We start from the raw sequence: 16,345 nt of genomic DNA on the forward strand, positions 1-16,345 counted from the left end.
GCTACGGCTATCGGGGACTAAAAATCTTCACTTCGCTAACGCTCCGTTTCCACGATTTTCAGCGAATGAATCGGTAGTATGTGTAACGTTGCTGGGTTAATTTAGCTCATGGTGCGCGTTACACCTTGCTGTGATTTTATGAAAAAAACAATTCCGCATTTACCGCCAGTGGCTACTCGCTGAACGCGGGACAGTTTAAGGTTAATTCGTTCGTGGTGAGCCCTTCGGTTGCGCTCAGGAGAGCTCTGTCGAACCTTAGGCGGATTAACCGTCCACCCTTCGACAGGCTCAGGGTGAACGGTTAATCCTTAGTGCTTTTGTCCCGCCTTAAGCATAGGTATCTACACAAGTTTTCAGCTTTATAAAACAATTAGTTAAGTTAATTTTTCTGTGATCTAGGATAAAAAGTAGACTAAAAACTTCAATTTTTAGTCGTTATCTTAATAAAAAACCAGAAGAAACTTTATAACAACATGATTTTAAATGATAAAGATTTGTAGATGCTTATGCGCCTTAAGTGGGAAGCCCCGTCGGTCAGAATTTATTTAGCCTAATTGTCTTGTGGTCAAAAGGATGTGAATCGAAGGATGGNTTGCGAGCATTGTTGCCTTGATAGGTAGGCAAACATGAAATTATTGGCCAATCGATAGGATTAACAATGATGTCATCGTGATTTTGGGCAAGGCAGGGCATAGCCGGTTCGTGAGAAGGCGAATTTTCCTTATATGGTGTCAGAAAATTTTACACTCTAGCCGGCCTCTAAACGATTATCGTCTTTTGATGTTTTGCGTGCTGGAGGAAACTTGGCTTGGCATTTTCACTGGATGTTTATGCGTGGCCTCTATTTTAAGACCTTGAGTACGGCTTATTTAACCCGTCCCCAACTTTTCGGTAAGCTATGGCTATACTCGAAACGTTTAGAGCGGGTCCCTTGACAAAAGGGGTAAATGATTAAATGAACCTGACCCCTTTTTCCCGAGCAAGGATCAGTCTTAGTCGCAAAAACTAAAATATGCTGTTACCCAAGCTCTAGCTTGGGTAACCTGTTCAGGAAGCTCTAGCTTCCCGAAAATCAAGAAAGATTGAACGAGCGAGTCGGGTTTGATTCAGAATGTGCGGAGGTTGTGTCGGTCTCAGGATGCTGGAGCTTCCGGGGTGTCTTTCCCAAGCTGGAGAGGCTGTGAAAGTATTGATGAATGCATCATAATAAAATTTATTAACCTTGTAGACAATGAAGAAAAATCCTATAAAATCAACAATCTAATTCTTCATGCTCTTCATGGTTATTTTATAATATTGAATACTTTCACAGTCTTTGGAGCTTGGGAAATAGCGTGATGTGGGTTGGCCGTTTTTAGCTTGACGCGCATGGCTTGCGAATCCCGTCCTGCTAGGGGATATACTGATCTTTGGGCTTTAGCTGAAGAAACTTGCTAATCAGGTATGTTTAAACAAGTGCTTGTAATTTGGCTTTCAGTTCTGTTGCAAAGCTAAATAGTCGGTCAAAGGGACGCGCAGCCTAAACTTTCAAGAAAAAAGGAAAACAGGAGTAAATTATTAATTTAACGTTTTTTACTTAGAGCGAAAAACCATGTGCAGAATAAACCCCCGAGTCGATTTAGCCTTCAAAAAACTGTTCGGCAGCGAAGAAAACAAAGACCTGCTGATCTCGTTGATCAATGCCATTGTCTCCGAAGAGGACCGGGTAGCCGAAGTTGAGCTGAAAACCCCCTACTCGGCGTTCCGGGTTATTTAACCCGACCCGAACGTTTCGGTATGCTCTAAATGATCCGGTATACTTTGGCTAGTAAGTATTCAGTTCCCCTCTTTGAAAAAGAGGGGCTAGGGGAGATTTTTTAAATAAATCCCCCTCAATCCCCCTTTTTCAAAGGGGGATGCCAACAATAAGCCTGAGTTGCAGTAATTTGCCAACGGGGTCTGAATACTTACTTTGACTATACTCGAAGTGTTTAGAGCGGGTCCCTTGGCAAGCACTGCCATTAAGTTAAGCCGTCACAAAATATGTAATACTGGCATTCAGGATCGAATGTGCTTCAAAAGCTTGCCATCCATGGCACTGGATTCCGCCAGTCCATGGCGGAATGACGGGTTTCCCTTAACTTAATGGCAGTGGTCCTTGGCAAGGGGTAAATTATTAAATAAACCTGACCCCTTTTTTGCTCATTTTTCTCTTGGTGTCAGAAAATTTTACAGCGCTTCAGATCTGTTTAGTCATGGAGAAGGGGAAGAAAATCAAAAAAATCACTCCAAGCCGGCCAAGGCCAGCAACTAAGGGTAATTATTTACCTCCCCCTATCGTTCCCACGCTCCAGGGTGGGAACGAAGACCGAGACGCTCTAGCGTCTCGTACCGCTGGAGCGGTACTCAGGCATTCCCACGCAGAGCGTCACTGCCATTAAATTAAGGATTTTTCCGTTCACCCTGAGCCTGTCGAAGGGTGAATGGAAAAATCCTGGGTCGATAAGTTAAGCCGTCCATGGTTCGACAGGCTCACCACGAACGGCTTAACTTAATGGCAGTGACGCAAGAGCGTGGGAACGATAAATCACCCCAAGCCGGCCAAGGCCAGCAACAAAAGGAGTCTTGGTTTTTGCTTGATATCAAGCTCCATGTTTCTTGCTATAAAATAACTTACGGTTCCCTAAAATTGAAAAGGTATATATTTATGAGTCAACATCAATTGGTTTTAACTAAAGCAAAGCATTGCTTTAGTATTGCTATATTAATAGCAAGTTCAAATAGTATTGCGGCGACTTACGACCTCAATGAACTAGATAAAGATCCTCTGACGGTTCTTGATAAAAAATCCATGTTTGACGAGCCAAGCAGTTTAATGTTGAGCCCGGAGGACTTTGAAAAAACACAGCAACAAAACATCAAAAAAGAGTTTGCCGAAATTTTAGAAAAAATCAGGCAAAAACAATTCGATAGCGCTCACAGTCAGGTAGAATCGCTCATCAAGCGCCAGCCGGATATCGTGCAAGCCTATATTCTCAGGGCAACAATAGAGCTTTATCAAAAAGACCGCAAAGCGGCATCGGCAAGCTTTAACAAGGCTTTGAGTCTCGACCCAAAAAATCAAGCGGCATTGCTGGGTATTGCCTCGATAGACTTTGACGAAGGAAGGCCGCAGCAAGCCAAAGAACGGATTCGTCAAGCAATTGCGGTAAACAAAAAAACCGTTTCGCCTTATTTATTACTAGCCGAAATAGCGAATAAAGAAAAAAATCTGGATGAAGCGGAAAAAGCACTGATCAAAGGTCTTGGGAACGTCAAAGGTCAAATTGCAGATGAAGCGAGGCTGCTGTCGAGTTTGGCGCGATTGTATGGAATACAGAAGCAGCCGGAAAAAGTATTGACGTTGGTGCAGGAGATGAATGTTCGTTATCCGGAACACCCCACCGCTTTGTCCTTGTTGGCAGGCGCGTATATCGTAAATAATCAGGCAGTTGAGGCGGAGCAGACGCTACGTAAAATCATCGCACAAAACGAACGAGACATTCAGCACCGGATAATGTTGGCGAATTATTTGTCGAGACAACCGGATAAGGCGGATGAAGTCTTAGCCCTGTTGAATCAGGCTTCAACGGCGGCGCCCGAAAATTTGCAGTTGATGGTTCAAAAAGCGAATTTGTTAATAAGGGTTAAGCATTATGATGAAGCGATGAAAGTTGCTCAAAGTATTGCCAATTTATCGCCTGAAACGAAGTTGCACAAAGCAATTGAAGGGGATATTTTTCTGTCCCAAAAGAAATTCGATCAAGCCTATGGGGCATACCGTGAGGCGTATCAAGCGCGACCTAACCCGAAGTTGCTCGAGTTGATGGTTGCGGTATTAAATTCTCAGGGAAAACAAGCCGACGCAATAAAGTTGTTGAATGACGAGTTAAAAAAAGACGATAAAAATCTCTTAGCGCACTTTCATTTAGCCAACATTTTGCAGCAACAAGGCAACTTACGGCAGGCTGAAAAACATTATCAGGCTATTTTGGCGATACAGCCGGAAAATCCTTTGGCATTGAATAACCTGGCTTGGTTATATCATCAGCAAAACAAATCGGAGGCACTTGCTATGGCGGAAAGCGCTTATAAAGCAGCGCCCAATTCAGCAGAGATCGCCGATACGCTTGGCGCGATATTGTTAAAGCGAGGAGAATTTCAAAAAGCGCTAGAGTTATTGGAAAAAGCGGTAGACTTAAAGCCCAATGATCCTAATATCAAATTTCATCTAGCCGAAGCTCTTGTCGCAAAAGGCGATAAGAAGCGGGCTGTCGAATTACTAGAGGCGATAACGCAAGTCGATCAAGCCTTCGATTCGAAAAATCGGGCGATTGAAATGCTGGGGCAATTAAAAGGTAATTAAGAGCATTACAAGCGCGCCAAGATTTTTCGCGAAAGCTGAAATGGGGTCCGTCCGATTTCAGCAGCGAAAAATGACTTGGCGATTATTGCCTTCGGCGGCCCCGATTCGCCCTGCGTCCGTGCCACTACGCCACATCATCGTAAACTCGATGCGGCTTCGTAGCACTCCCACAAATGGCTTTACGCCGTGTCGCGATGCCTTGTATTTTGCCTCCGCCTGCGCTATTCGCGCAGACTCCGGCAAAACACCCGGCGCTACGGCTATCGGGGACTAAAAATCTTCACTTCGCTAACGCTCCGTTTCCACGATTTTCAGCGAATGAATCGGTAGTATGTGTAACGTTGCTGGGTTAATTTAGCTCATGGTGCGCGTTACACCTTGCTGTGATTTTATGAAAAAAACAATTCCGCATTTACCGCCAGTGGCTACTCGCTGAACGCGGGACAGTTTAAGGTTAATTCGTTCGTGGTGAGCCCTTCGGTTGCGCTCAGGAGAGCTCTGTCGAACCTTAGGCGGATTAACCGTCCACCCTTCGACAGGCTCAGGGTGAACGGTTAATCCTTAGTGCTTTTGTCCCGCCTTAAGCATAGGTATCTACACAAGTTTTCAGCTTTATAAAACAATTAGTTAAGTTAATTTTTCTGTGATCTAGGATAAAAAGTAGACTAAAAACTTCAATTTTTAGTCGTTATCTTAATAAAAAACCAGAAGAAACTTTATAACAACATGATTTTAAATGATAAAGATTTGTAGATGCTTATGCGCCTTAAGTGGGAAGCCCCGTCGGTCAGAATTTATTTAGCCTAATTGTCTTGTGGTCAAAAGGATGTGAATCGAAGGATGGTTTGCGAGCATTGTTGCCTTGATAGGTAGGCAAACATGAAATTATTGGCCAATCGATAGGATTAACAATGATGTCATCGTGATTTTGGGCAAGGCAGGGCATAGCCGGTTCGTGAGAAGGCGAATTTTCCTTATATGGTGTCAGAAAATTTTACAGTCTAGCCGGCCTCTAAACGATTATCGTCTTTTGATGTTTTGCGCGATGGACAATCATGGTCAAGCATCTTTCTCTGGGTTTTTATACTTTGCCTGTATCACAAGGCCACTGCAGGACGGGTTGTTTAACCCAGGGTAAGTACATTAAAAATAAAAGTTCCTTGGAATCAATAAGCTACAAGCGTTAAAAATATCTTGAAATGGAGCGAGAATTTCTAGTGCATTGATTTAACGATAAATAAAAAGTTAAATGCGGTAACCCTGTTATTTAGCCCGGATCCAACGTTTTGATTTCTTCGGTCATGCTCGAAACGTTTCTTGGTAAGGGTTAAAATATTAAATGAGCCTAACCCTTCTTGTTTCGATACTTAATGCTCTAATGCCAAAAAAAACGCCGCTGGAATATGGCGGCGTTAAGACAATATTTTTATTGTTACGCTTTTAATTTTTTGCGCTGTTTTGCTACGCCAAGGCCAAGCATTCCCATGCCTAATAGTCCTAAAGTTGCTGGTTCTGGTACTGTATTGAAGTACAGTTGAGCGCCGTGAGTGCCGCTGAGTTTAATTGTGTTAGCGTCAATTGGAGTGATGGTGGGTGCACCCAAGTTTTGGTCTAACGAAAAGCTAATTGGATTGGCATCACCATCAAGCCAATTGTCATAAAAAGATATACCGTCGACCTTATGGAATAGGCTGGAGTAAGTGGTATCGACACCGGTGAAATCAATATTTCCCACAATATTTAAATTGTTGGCGGTGTCGTAAGTGCTGCTAATGACGTTTAAATTCATAAAATTCGACCAGTTAGCCAAATCTGTAGAAAACAGCAGTTCAATGGTGCCCGAAGAATAGGAGACCTCCGGTCTCAACGGATCGCTTAGACCTGATATCACGCCGCTTAAATTAGTGGTGCGGAAAGTGAGATACCATGCATCTCCAAAACGATTGTTTGCGCTGTCAGGTATTGTAGGCAGTAAAGCTGTAAATAAGTTGTTGCTGTAAGATTGTGCCGTTATGTTTGTGGATGCGGCAATAAGACCGGCATAAGTCACGATCGTATCGCCCACAGTCAATGAGCCTGGATTAGTTGTGTTCACTAGGGTTTGTGATTGAAAGCTAATGTCGGCTTGATCTTTAATGCCTGTACTGGTGGGGTTGACTTTTGTTTCAGGAAAAGAACCGCCATGATCTACAAGGACGTCAACATACCACTCCATCGGAGCCGCGGTTATCGCTGTAGAAGTTGCCGCTAAGATGCCCGCTCCTAAGGTTTTGATTAAAGTGTTCATTAAGAATCTCCGGTAAATGAATAAAGGTTGTGATTGCATAATAAAATAAGCATTTTCTATGCCATCATCTTCTAAGGGTTGTGTGTTTTACTAAGTTTATTTAAGGAGTGTGTCGGCTGTGTGATTTTAAATTTTAATATAATCAATGGGCTATATGTCCTTTGCTGCTTATGAATTCCAGGCGGAATGTCGTAAATCAAAGCAAGTTTTCTTTTAAAGACAAGGTGGCTTTCTGCAATTTCTTTCGGATAAGGCAAGGATTGTAAAAAATTTTGACATTGGTTTTCTAGGCTATACTAAGGATAAATTGCGTTAAAACCCTTAGCTTAAATTCGGTATTTTAACTATGAAGCAAATGAAGTTCATAAGGGATTTCAAGACACTACCTAAGTATTCTCGCTAATCTTTTTGGTTAACGAAAGCCCTATACAAAATACAAACGTATAACAAATTATTGAGTTAACTTCATATTCTTAATGGTGAAGTGCTCTTTCTAGGTATAAGCTTTCTTGGATACAAGGCAATATTGCTAACTACTGAGGGGCTGTGAAATGAAGTCAGGTTGTTCTCCGGTAATTATTTACATCCCATTAGCGTTCCCACTCAGCGCGTGGGAACGCTAATTGCCGGGGGGGGGGGGGGGGGGCTGAATAGTAACGTTTTCCGAGATTAAATCTGACGAACTATATTTTAAGCTGTATTAAGTTGTAAAAATTTTTGACAAAGCCTTGTCGCGAGGCGAATGATGAGGGGAAATAGGGGATAATTATGGTCGAATTCAATTATGACGAAGCTTTTTCCCGCAATATCGGTTGGGTGACGCGAGAAGAATTCAAGCTGCTAAAAAATAAAAAAATTGCTGTCGGCGGTTTAGGTGGTGTCGGAGGGAGTCATTTGATTGTATTGGCGAGGATGGGAATAGGTCGTTTCCATATTTCCGACTTGGATACCTTCGAACTTGCCAATTTTAACCGCCAATACGGCGCGTCCATGAGTACTTTGGGGCAACCGAAATCGGAAGTCATGGAACGGACGATTCGAGATATCAACCCGGAGGCCGAAATCGTCAATTTCAAGCAAGGCATTACGCTTGAAAATCTGGACGACTTTTTAAAGGATATCGATATTTACGTTGATAGTTTGGATATCTTTGCGTTGGAAATTCGGCGTGCCGTATTCGCGCGTTGTTATGAGTTGGGGATTCCGACGATTACCGCCGCGCCGATGGGTATGGGGACGGCGATGCTGGTGTTTATGCCCGGGAAAATGAGTTTCGAGCAATATTTTGCGCTGGATGGTTATTCGTTTGAAGAGCAAATCATGCGTTTTGTAATCGGCGTATCGCCGACTGTAATGCAAAGGAAATACTTAGTAGAGCGGACTTCAGTGAATTTTTTGAAGAAAAAAGTGCCGTCGACGCCGATGGGTATTGAGTTGGCTGCTGGTGTGGCTTGTACGAATGTATTGAAGATTCTACTAAATCGAGGCGATGTTATTTGTGCGCCTTGGGGTTTGCATTTCGATGCCTATCGTAATCAGTTGAAAAAAACTTGGCGACCCGGCGGCAATCGTAATCCGTTGCAGCGCTTGATGTTTTGGCGGCTGAAACAATTGCTTGGGGTGGAATGATGTATTGGCGTTTTCAGTTTCGACTAATCTATTGTGTATCGTTGAAATATTACGCCATGCCCAAATGAAGATTACTATTTGCGTTAAGCTGTCCAAGGCTCTGAAGTCTGTTTCCCGGCGGGTATAGGCCTTTAGTAGAAGCAATTGATTAATCGGTTCGTTTTTTAAAATGTTTAGGAGAAGTTGAGCATGCGCAATGACACAAGCGTATCGCGGTCTATGTTGTTTATAGTCGAGCGTCCTTGGATAACGGTAGGGCTTTGTTTTGTTATCGTGCTTATTTCGGCGCTAGGGATGCCTCGGTTGACGTTCGATAACGATTACCGGTCTTTATTCGGCGAAGACAATCCTCAATTGCTGGCGTTCGATAAAATTCAGTCGACTTATAACAAAAGCGACAATGTCTTGTTTGTAATCGCGCCGTCCGGTAAGGATGTCTTTACTCCGGAGGTGTTGTCGGCAATTGCGCTATTAACCGAAAAAGCATGGCAACTGCCATTTTCGAGTCGAGTCGATTCGATTACTAATTTTCAACACACGAGTGTCTCGGATGGCGAGTTGGTCGTTGCTGATTTAGTGCTGGATCCCAGTGCTATCAGTACTAGCGACTTAGGCGAAATTAAAAAGATCGCGCTCAATGAACCCTTATTAGTAAACCGTTTGGTGTCTCGACAGGGGCATGTCGCGGGTGTGAATGTGACTGTTCAGTTACCCGAATTAGACCCAATGGAGGTTACTGAGGTGGCGGCGGCGGCACGAGGCATGGCCGAGGAAATTAAGACTTTGTACCCGGAGCTTGAGATTCATTTGACCGGCATGGTAATGATGAATAATGCGTTTGTCGAGTCGACATTGGCTGATAGTCAAAAGATGACGCCGATTATGTACGGCATGATTATATTGGTATTGCTACTTTCCTTGCGCTCCTTTAGCGCAACCTTCGGTTCGATTTTGCTTATCATCTTTTCCTTATTGGCGGTTATGGGTTTTTTCGGATGGTTGCGTTGGCCGATTACACCGGTATCGGTAACGGCACCTACCATTATCATGACAATGGCTGTGGCTGATTGTGTTCATCTCTTAGTGGCGATGCTTCAGAATATGAGGCAGGGGCAGGCTAAAAAAGAAGCACTGTTAAATAGTTTGAAAATCAATTTTAAGCCCATGTTGTTAACGAGCGTTACAACTGCGATCGGGTTTTTAAGCATGAATTTTAGCGATGCGCCGCCTTTTAGGGATTTGGGTAATATTGTGGCATGCGGGGTACTCGTTGCCTTTTTGTTAACAATGACTATCTTGCCCGCAATAATGATGATTTTGCCTGTGCGGGTAAAGCTCTGTGATGCATCAAAACAAAATTGGATGGATAAATTGGCACTATGGGTAATTAGACGGCCCAAGTTTCTTTTGGTAGTCAACGGTGGATTGGTGCTGACATTGACGGCAATGGTGACGCTGAATGAGTTGAATGACGAGTTCGTCAAGTATTTCGATGAAACGATCGAATTTAGGAGCGCTACCGATTTTCTTGATCAAGAAATGGGCGGGTTTTATACTATCGAGATTGCTTTATCGGTCAGTGAAGAAGGCGGCTTGAATGAACCCCTTGTTTTGGAAAAAGTTGAACAATTGAGTCAATGGTTGCAGCAACAGCCCGAAGTGTTGCATGTAAATAGTATTACAGATACCTTTAAGCGTTTGAATCAGAATATGCACGACGGTAGTCAGGATGAATATAAGTTGCCGGCTGCACGAGATTTGGCGGCACAATATTTGTTGATGTATGAAATGTCCTTGCCGTACGGTTTAGATTTAAATGATCAGGTTAACATCGATAAATCCGGAACTCGGATGATTGCAACATTGAAAAGCCTGAGCTCAAATGAAATGTTAGTCGTAGAATCGCGTTTGCATAATTGGTTAAAAACTAATATGCCTGATATAGATGCCGAAGTCGCTAGCCCGGTTTTAATGTTTTCTCATATTGGCAAGCGGAATATTGTCAGCATGATGGGCGGGACGGTGTTGGCATTGGTGTTGATTTCCTTCATTTTGGTTGGCGCTTTTCGGTCGTTTAAATTAGGTTTGTTGAGCTTAGTGCCAAACTTAGCGCCTGCCGGTGTTGCATTTGGCGTTTGGGCTTTGATAGATGGGAATGTTGGGCTCGGTTTGTCGATTGTGACCGGAATGACGTTGGGAATTGTCGTCGATGATACTGTGCATTTCATCAGTAAATATCGTCATGCTAGGGTTGAGCGAGAGGCCTCCTGTGATGATGCGGTGCGTTATGCTTTTTCAACGGTAGGCAGTGCTATGTGGGTCACTTCGGTGGTTTTAATTAGTGGGTTCGCTGTCTTGAGTTTTTCACATTTTACAGTGAATTCGGATATGGGTTTATTAACGGCAATTACAATAGGAATTGCTTTGTACATGGATTTGTTATTCCTCCCGCCCATTTTAATGTGTCTGGATAGGAAGTAAATTGATCGTTACTTGCGATTACGAGTTGTTCGTCTTACGCTGATTTATAGACAGATAAGGGAAAACTATTCTCAATGTTACATACTGCCGCTAACCCCAGGGTCTTTCAACAGATCCACATCGATGTCGTCCGTAATGCCACCGACGATTTTAATTTATTTCACGATGCGGAATATTGGCGGCGGATTCGGAATAATCCGTTTAAAGGGCCGATCGCTTTGGGGTTTCAATTGGAGTCGATGATCGAGCACGAGTTTGTGCGCTACCGGCAAGGTACTAACGAAAATGAATTGATTGACGAATACAATTTACGTTTTAGTAATTATCAATTTTCCTTCGTTAATGCGGTTAAGCCCGGGCAGGCGGTTGATATTGATATCAAGAAGCCTCAATTCAATCCGAATGGTGACGTCATTCTCAGTCATCGCGTCAGCATGAAAGCCGACGGTCAATTGGCTTTGGTGGGCTATAAGAAAGAGTCTTCAGCACCGTTGTTTTTAAATAACGCGGAGCCTCTCCAATTCGATGACTTAAATCGTTATCGGGACCGTAGTTTTTTGACGCCCAGCGGTTTTTTTCTGAAGCGTAAGTTTATGAACGTCAGTAATGCGAAAAATTTTCTGTGCGGTTCTTTGGCGGATCAGCGTCTTTATTTCGATGACTTAACGGATACTGCAATTTTTCCTGAGATTTTTCCATGTAGTTTGATTTCATGCGCGCTGTTGGAGAAGGCAAAAATGGAATCATTGGATTTTGAGAACGAGCCGATGGTTTATACCACGCATAAAATCAGTATCGACCGTAAGGTATTGTCGGCTATTTCGAGTAATGATGTACTCAATATTTTGGTTAGGCGAGTTGATGACTTCGATAAAACAGCTCAACCCGCTGATGCAGAGTCAATTCAGACTTACGAATGTTATGGTGTGGTCGAGGACGGGCTTATCTTATTTAGAGGATTGATCGGACTGACATCGCTGGATAGTATCTTGAAAAGTATCGGTGTGTGAACCTTTTTAATGTTTAGGATTTATTATGGCGTGGCAGTGTTAGGCGCGTTGTTATTGAGTAAAAAATAAGTAATGCTGGCTTTAGGCTCTACTGTGCCTCAAAAAGCCTGCCATCCATGGCACTGGATTCCGCCAGTCCATGGCGGAATGACGAGTTTCTGCTGACTTTATGGCAGTGCGTGTTAAGCAGGAATGATGCTTGTTTTGATCCATTGATACAATTCTTTCAAGTCGGGGTGCATGTGCGTTAAAGCCGATTGAGTGGTGATAAAGTAAGGGGCTCTTGTTCCATGGTAGTCAATATCTTGACCGGCTCGCTGAAACATGATGCCGGATCTGTTCATCAATCGCGGTAGGAACGGTTCCATCATCGCGAATACGCTGGTTCGTTCGGTCGTTTCGGTGAGTACGGTGGCCGCTAAAAAGCAGGCTACGGCAATCAGGGAAAAAGTTCTCTGTTCTTGTCGTGAAAAATCTAGCGAGCTTGGCTCGCCGAATCGGGTTGCATGCTCGCCCGGACGACGTCTGAATATGGCATCGACAGCGAGTCTTGATATTTCACAGACATGTTGCCGGTCGAGAGCTAATTGTTCGATAAAGCTTTCGTCTAGGCTATTCAGGCAATGTTTTTCAAAGGGTAATGGGTCTTTTTTGCGGCTGTCGAAAGTCGGGACCAGGCGTACGCAACCGGCAGGCAATCCGCTATCTTGATGAATGATTAGGCAGTGTTTCGAGCGTTCGTCGAATTCGTCATATTCGAGTTCTTCTGTGTTCGGTTTTTCGTAATGAAATTCTTGGCAGTAAACCCGGTAACGAATTCCGTATGCCATGTTTTTTTGTTCTTGAGTCTCCGCCAGCTCGACTGAAAAGTAGCGCTCGAAGTTGTCTACTATGGATTGTTTTGCGTTATTATCCATTTACAGTCTCCGCTTAGATATGGGTGTTATTAAATAAAATTTCCTGAATAGTCATTGTGCTTCCTTAAGTCAGGGAAATCTTATTATTTATGGTTATTTTGAAAAGCGCGTAAGTTTATGTTGGTTTGCGGGAGGAGTTAACAGTATTTTTCTTTCGTTTTCAATGCGAAGGTTGTTTCTAGCTGTTTGCTTGTAGTGCCGATTGATCGGTTTTTTTGTTTGATTATATACAAATATCGTTAAAGTCTAACGTTTACTTGCGTAGTGTAAAGGGTTTGGTAATTATTTTATTTTTTTAAGGGGGGCTTAATCGGAGGCGGTTAACGTATCGCCTAAATTAGGCTATGTGTGGACTAGCGTTTGAAGAGGTCTCTGAAAATCTTGGAAACAGGGCGATGATAGCGAAGTGAAGATTTTGCTGACTGCCAAGTTTTTTGCTTGGGAATGCGGTACGAGGGTGACTCAGTGCCCGGCAATTATCGTTCCCACGCTCTGCGACACTGCCATTAAGTTAAGGGAAGCCCGTCATTCCGCCATGGATTGGCGGATCCAGTGCCATGGATGGCAAGCTTTTGAGGCACATTAGAGCCTGAATGCAAGCATTACTTATTTCTGTGATGGCTTAACTTAACCTGATTAGCAAGTTTCTTCAGCTAAAGCCCAAAAACCAGCATATCCCTAGCAGGACGGGGTTTGTAATCCCGTCCTAAACGTTTTGACTTTGGCCGAAGTTAGCCGAAATGTTTAGGGCAAACCGAAACGTTGGGGACGGGTTAAATAACCCGTCCCGCAGAAGTGGCTACGACTGGCCACTGCTCGGACAGTTACCTGATTAGCAAGCTGAAGCATCTTGCTAATCAGGTAACTTAATGGCTGTGACGCTCTGCGAGGGAGCGCCTGAGTACCGCTCCAGCGGAACGAGACGCTAGAGCGTCTCGGTCTTCATTCCCACGATGGAGCGCTCATCGTTATAGATAAATTGTAGGGTACGCTGCGCGTACCTCCATGCCGTTAAGCACCGAATTCCTGCCCAGATCAAACAATAAGGGCTTAGTTTTAGCATTGGTGGGGTTGCCATGGTGCGCATAGCGTACCTTACGGCGCTAGACTGCTGTGTCGTCCGGAAAGGCTATTGGTGTTTGAGTGTAGCGGCTTCGATAGTCGCGACGTAGGCGTCGCTCCCACAGCGCTTGTAACCTTTTGTGGGAGCGATCCCCTGATCGCGATTTCGAAACCGGGAGCGTTAGGTGACAACAAACGGTATCGACGTCACATTAGCTAAGATGGTATCTACGATTTGTGTATAACGACGAGCGCTGGGGCGTGGGAATGATAGAGGAGGTGAATAATTACGATCTGCGCGATTAGGCTGACTCTATCCATGGTTAATGCTTAATTTTAATAACTTTAGCGTGTCTCATTCGAAATAGTCTACGCTTTCATATACTATACCTTTCGCACTTCAAATTTCGGCGCCTGCTTAAGGAGGCGCCGGGGTGATCGGTAAAGGCTTTGCCAGCATGGATGCTGGCATAGAGCCTATATGGACGTATTCATGGCGTCCTTTGACGATCACCCCGGTGCCGAATTTTGATCCACGATGGGTATAAGTTGTAGATTTTGAAAGTTGTTAATAGTTCAATTTAGTTTTACTTTAGCAATTACTTTGCAGCTATTCAGTTTCCCGGCAATTATCGTTCCCATGCTGGGGCGTGGGAACGATAGGGGATGTGAATAGTTACATTACTTTTTTTCTTGCGTTTAGGCGTAAGATTTATTTCTTCACACCAGTTTCAAGATGGTTTCAAAGATTTATATTTTTAAGCCCGGTATCGCAGTAAGGTGTATTTTATGATGTTCGATGATTATTTTGACGTTTATCTTGCCGATAACGATGAGTCGAAGCAGATCCATTACAATATCCGTTATCAAGTTTATTGTGAAGAGATGGGGTTTGAAAAAACATCAAATGGCGGCCAATTGGAAATGGATGATTGGGATAAGCATGCCGTTCATTTTATAGTGAAGAATAAATTAACCGGTCACTTTGTCGGTGCTATGCGATTGATTCTACCGGAGCTAGGTTACTTACCGCTGGAAAAGCATTGTAGACTTAGCAATGGAGTTATCAAATCGGATTTACATAGATCGGTGGAGGTATCACGACTGTGCGTAATTAAAGAAGTAAGGCGGCGTTCCAATGATGGCGGTCCGCCGACAGGATTGACTGAAAAACATAGCGTGCATGATGACGTTGATTACTTGTGTAATGAACGTCATTTGAACCGGAGTATTATATGGGGCATGTTCCGTGCCGCATCTTTGTATTGCGCTGAAAATCGAATTCACAACTGGTATTTTTTGACGACAAAGATGTTATATCGCTTGATCACTAAAGAAAATTTTAGAATGGATCAAATCGGCGATTCATGTGAATTAAATGGTGAGCGTTTCCCTTATAGAATTCATATGGCTGAGATATTGCAGAATCCAATATGGAATCAAGGGTTTCAATTGCACTACAAATGCTACTCGGCAAAGTATAATGATGTTTTTAAGCAATGTGCTTGAGCCGGGTAGGTTACGCTGCGTGTACCTAATGTAGACACCTACAGAATCTCAACGTAATTCTAAACGCTTCGGCCGTGGACAAAAGGAAATCGAAACGTTTGGGGCGGATTGAAGCACCTGCTACATGTGGAAGATAGAGTTTCGCGCTGCAAAGCGAGAAAGAAGCATATCTATTCTCCTCTTTGCGTGAAGTGTACATTTTTAACTGATTTGGCAAGCCTCGTGAAGCTAGTGTTTCGGTCGAAGAATGTCGAGTTACGCTACGCTAATCCGACCTGCCGCCTCCTGAAACAAGCAGCGTTCGCTGTTACCCAAGCGCCGACTCTCATTGTTATGCATAAGTCATAAATTATCCTTTTGCAATCTTAGCCAATGAGGCCTCGATTCCATTGATTGTCACTTAACACTCTCGGCTTCGAAATCGCAATCAGGGGATCGCTCCCACAGGGCATCCGACTCCTTGTGGGGGCGACGCCTTCGTCGCGATTAAAACCTTGGGGGTTCGAATTCGCTGTTTCCCAAGCTCCAGCTTGGGAAACCGATGCGCGAAGCTCTAGCTTCGCGGTGCAACTGCGTCAGTTTCAACTGACTTGTCTAGTCTCGGGAAGCAGAGCTTCCGGCGCCTGCGTTCCCAAGCTGGAGCTTGGGAACGAGCAAATGTAGACAATGAAGAAAAATCCTATAAAATCAACAGTCTAATTCTTCATGCTCTTCATGGTTATTTTATAATATTGAATACTTTCACAGTCTCAATAGCTTGGGAAAGAGTAAAATCTATAAAATCTTCACCAATGTTGCAACAACGGCAACTGCGGCCATCATCATGCCGCCCAATTTGATAATGAGTCGGTATTCCATTTCGCGTAAACGCATATCCAGGTGTTCTTTAGTAACTAAGGTGTCCTCAATAATACGGCGATGTTCCGCAGCAAATACCTCTGCTTGCTCTTCAGAAAAACCTACGGATTTCAGCCGCTTAATGAATTCGTGAGTGTCAAATGTGATCGTTGGCATGATTACTATTTCCTATTTTCATGATAGGGGTTCAAATATGAGAATTTTAATC

9 protein-coding genes are annotated in these 16,345 nt (G+C 43.6%); 6 read left to right on the forward strand and 3 right to left on the reverse strand.

Features of this window, described 5'->3' with window-relative positions:
* Positions 1–1,591 precede the first annotated feature (1,591 nt).
* Together METBU_RS27015 and prsT are read left to right on the forward strand one after the other, a co-directional pair.
* Positions 1,592–1,756: a PD-(D/E)XK nuclease family transposase gene (locus tag METBU_RS27015; RefSeq protein WP_017842737.1), complete on the forward strand. Its 165-nt coding sequence runs from the start codon at positions 1,592–1,594 to the stop codon at positions 1,754–1,756.
* 930 nt (positions 1,757–2,686) lie between these two features.
* The gene (gene prsT / locus METBU_RS0122345; RefSeq protein WP_175421691.1) at positions 2,687–4,384 is read left to right on the forward strand and encodes an XrtA/PEP-CTERM system TPR-repeat protein PrsT; all 1,698 of its coding nucleotides are present in this window, start codon (positions 2,687–2,689) and stop codon (positions 4,382–4,384) included.
* Positions 4,385–5,816: 1,432 nt separating this feature from the next.
* Here prsT and METBU_RS0122350 read toward each other — a convergent pair.
* Positions 5,817–6,671 carry a PEP-CTERM sorting domain-containing protein gene (locus METBU_RS0122350; RefSeq protein ID WP_017842739.1) on the reverse strand — a complete coding sequence of 285 codons (855 nt, stop codon included), beginning with the start codon at positions 6,669–6,671 and terminating at the stop codon, positions 5,817–5,819.
* A 768-nt stretch (positions 6,672–7,439) separates the two neighbouring features.
* Here METBU_RS0122350 and METBU_RS0122355 point away from each other — a divergent pair.
* The 3 genes from METBU_RS0122355 (at position 7,440) to METBU_RS0122365 (ending at position 11,791) form a co-directional block, all read left to right on the forward strand.
* Positions 7,440–8,300: a ThiF family adenylyltransferase gene (locus METBU_RS0122355; RefSeq protein WP_017842740.1), complete on the forward strand. Its 861-nt coding sequence runs from the start codon at positions 7,440–7,442 to the stop codon at positions 8,298–8,300.
* A 189-nt stretch (positions 8,301–8,489) separates the two neighbouring features.
* Positions 8,490–10,781, forward strand: coding sequence for an efflux RND transporter permease subunit (locus METBU_RS0122360; RefSeq protein ID WP_017842741.1), 2,292 nt, complete (start codon positions 8,490–8,492; stop codon positions 10,779–10,781).
* A gap of 74 nt (positions 10,782–10,855) precedes the next feature.
* Positions 10,856–11,791 (forward strand): hypothetical protein, encoded by a 936-nt coding sequence (locus METBU_RS0122365; RefSeq protein WP_017842742.1) that lies wholly within the window; start codon positions 10,856–10,858, stop codon positions 11,789–11,791.
* Positions 11,792–11,973: 182 nt separating this feature from the next.
* Here METBU_RS0122365 and METBU_RS0122370 read toward each other — a convergent pair whose 3' ends face one another.
* The gene (locus tag METBU_RS0122370) at positions 11,974–12,708 is read right to left on the reverse strand and encodes a PEP-CTERM/exosortase system-associated acyltransferase (protein WP_017842743.1); all 735 of its coding nucleotides are present in this window, start codon (positions 12,706–12,708) and stop codon (positions 11,974–11,976) included.
* 1,851 nt (positions 12,709–14,559) lie between these two features.
* On the opposite strand from METBU_RS0122370, the gene METBU_RS0122375 reads away from it, so the two are divergent.
* Positions 14,560–15,279 carry a PEP-CTERM/exosortase system-associated acyltransferase gene (locus tag METBU_RS0122375; RefSeq protein WP_017842744.1) on the forward strand — a complete coding sequence of 240 codons (720 nt, stop codon included), beginning with the start codon at positions 14,560–14,562 and terminating at the stop codon, positions 15,277–15,279.
* A gap of 774 nt (positions 15,280–16,053) precedes the next feature.
* On the opposite strand, the gene METBU_RS0122380 is transcribed toward METBU_RS0122375, so the two are convergent.
* A complete protein-coding gene (locus tag METBU_RS0122380; RefSeq protein ID WP_017842745.1) occupies positions 16,054–16,293 on the reverse strand; it encodes a CCDC90 family protein in 240 nt (79 codons plus the stop codon).
* Between the last annotated feature and the right edge of the window lie 52 nt (positions 16,294–16,345).

The sequence above is a fragment of the Methylotuvimicrobium buryatense 5G genome, from assembly GCF_000341735.1.
GTDB classification, from domain to species: Bacteria; Pseudomonadota; Gammaproteobacteria; order Methylococcales; family Methylomonadaceae; genus Methylotuvimicrobium; species Methylotuvimicrobium buryatense.

What these genes read in the sequence shown, in the direction of transcription:
- METBU_RS27015 (WP_017842737.1), top strand. Translation starts at nt 1,592, where the DNA reads ATGTGCAGAATAAACCCCCGAGTCGATTTAGCCTTCAAAAAACTGTTC.
- prsT (WP_175421691.1), top strand. Translation starts at nt 2,687, where the DNA reads ATGAGTCAACATCAATTGGTTTTAACTAAAGCAAAGCATTGCTTTAGT.
- METBU_RS0122350 (WP_017842739.1), bottom strand. Translation starts at nt 6,671, where the DNA reads ATGAACACTTTAATCAAAACCTTAGGAGCGGGCATCTTAGCGGCAACT.
- METBU_RS0122355 (WP_017842740.1), top strand. Translation starts at nt 7,440, where the DNA reads ATGGTCGAATTCAATTATGACGAAGCTTTTTCCCGCAATATCGGTTGG.
- METBU_RS0122360 (WP_017842741.1), top strand. Translation starts at nt 8,490, where the DNA reads ATGCGCAATGACACAAGCGTATCGCGGTCTATGTTGTTTATAGTCGAG.
- METBU_RS0122365 (WP_017842742.1), top strand. Translation starts at nt 10,856, where the DNA reads ATGTTACATACTGCCGCTAACCCCAGGGTCTTTCAACAGATCCACATC.
- METBU_RS0122370 (WP_017842743.1), bottom strand. Translation starts at nt 12,708, where the DNA reads ATGGATAATAACGCAAAACAATCCATAGTAGACAACTTCGAGCGCTAC.
- METBU_RS0122375 (WP_017842744.1), top strand. Translation starts at nt 14,560, where the DNA reads ATGATGTTCGATGATTATTTTGACGTTTATCTTGCCGATAACGATGAG.
- METBU_RS0122380 (WP_017842745.1), bottom strand. Translation starts at nt 16,293, where the DNA reads ATGCCAACGATCACATTTGACACTCACGAATTCATTAAGCGGCTGAAA.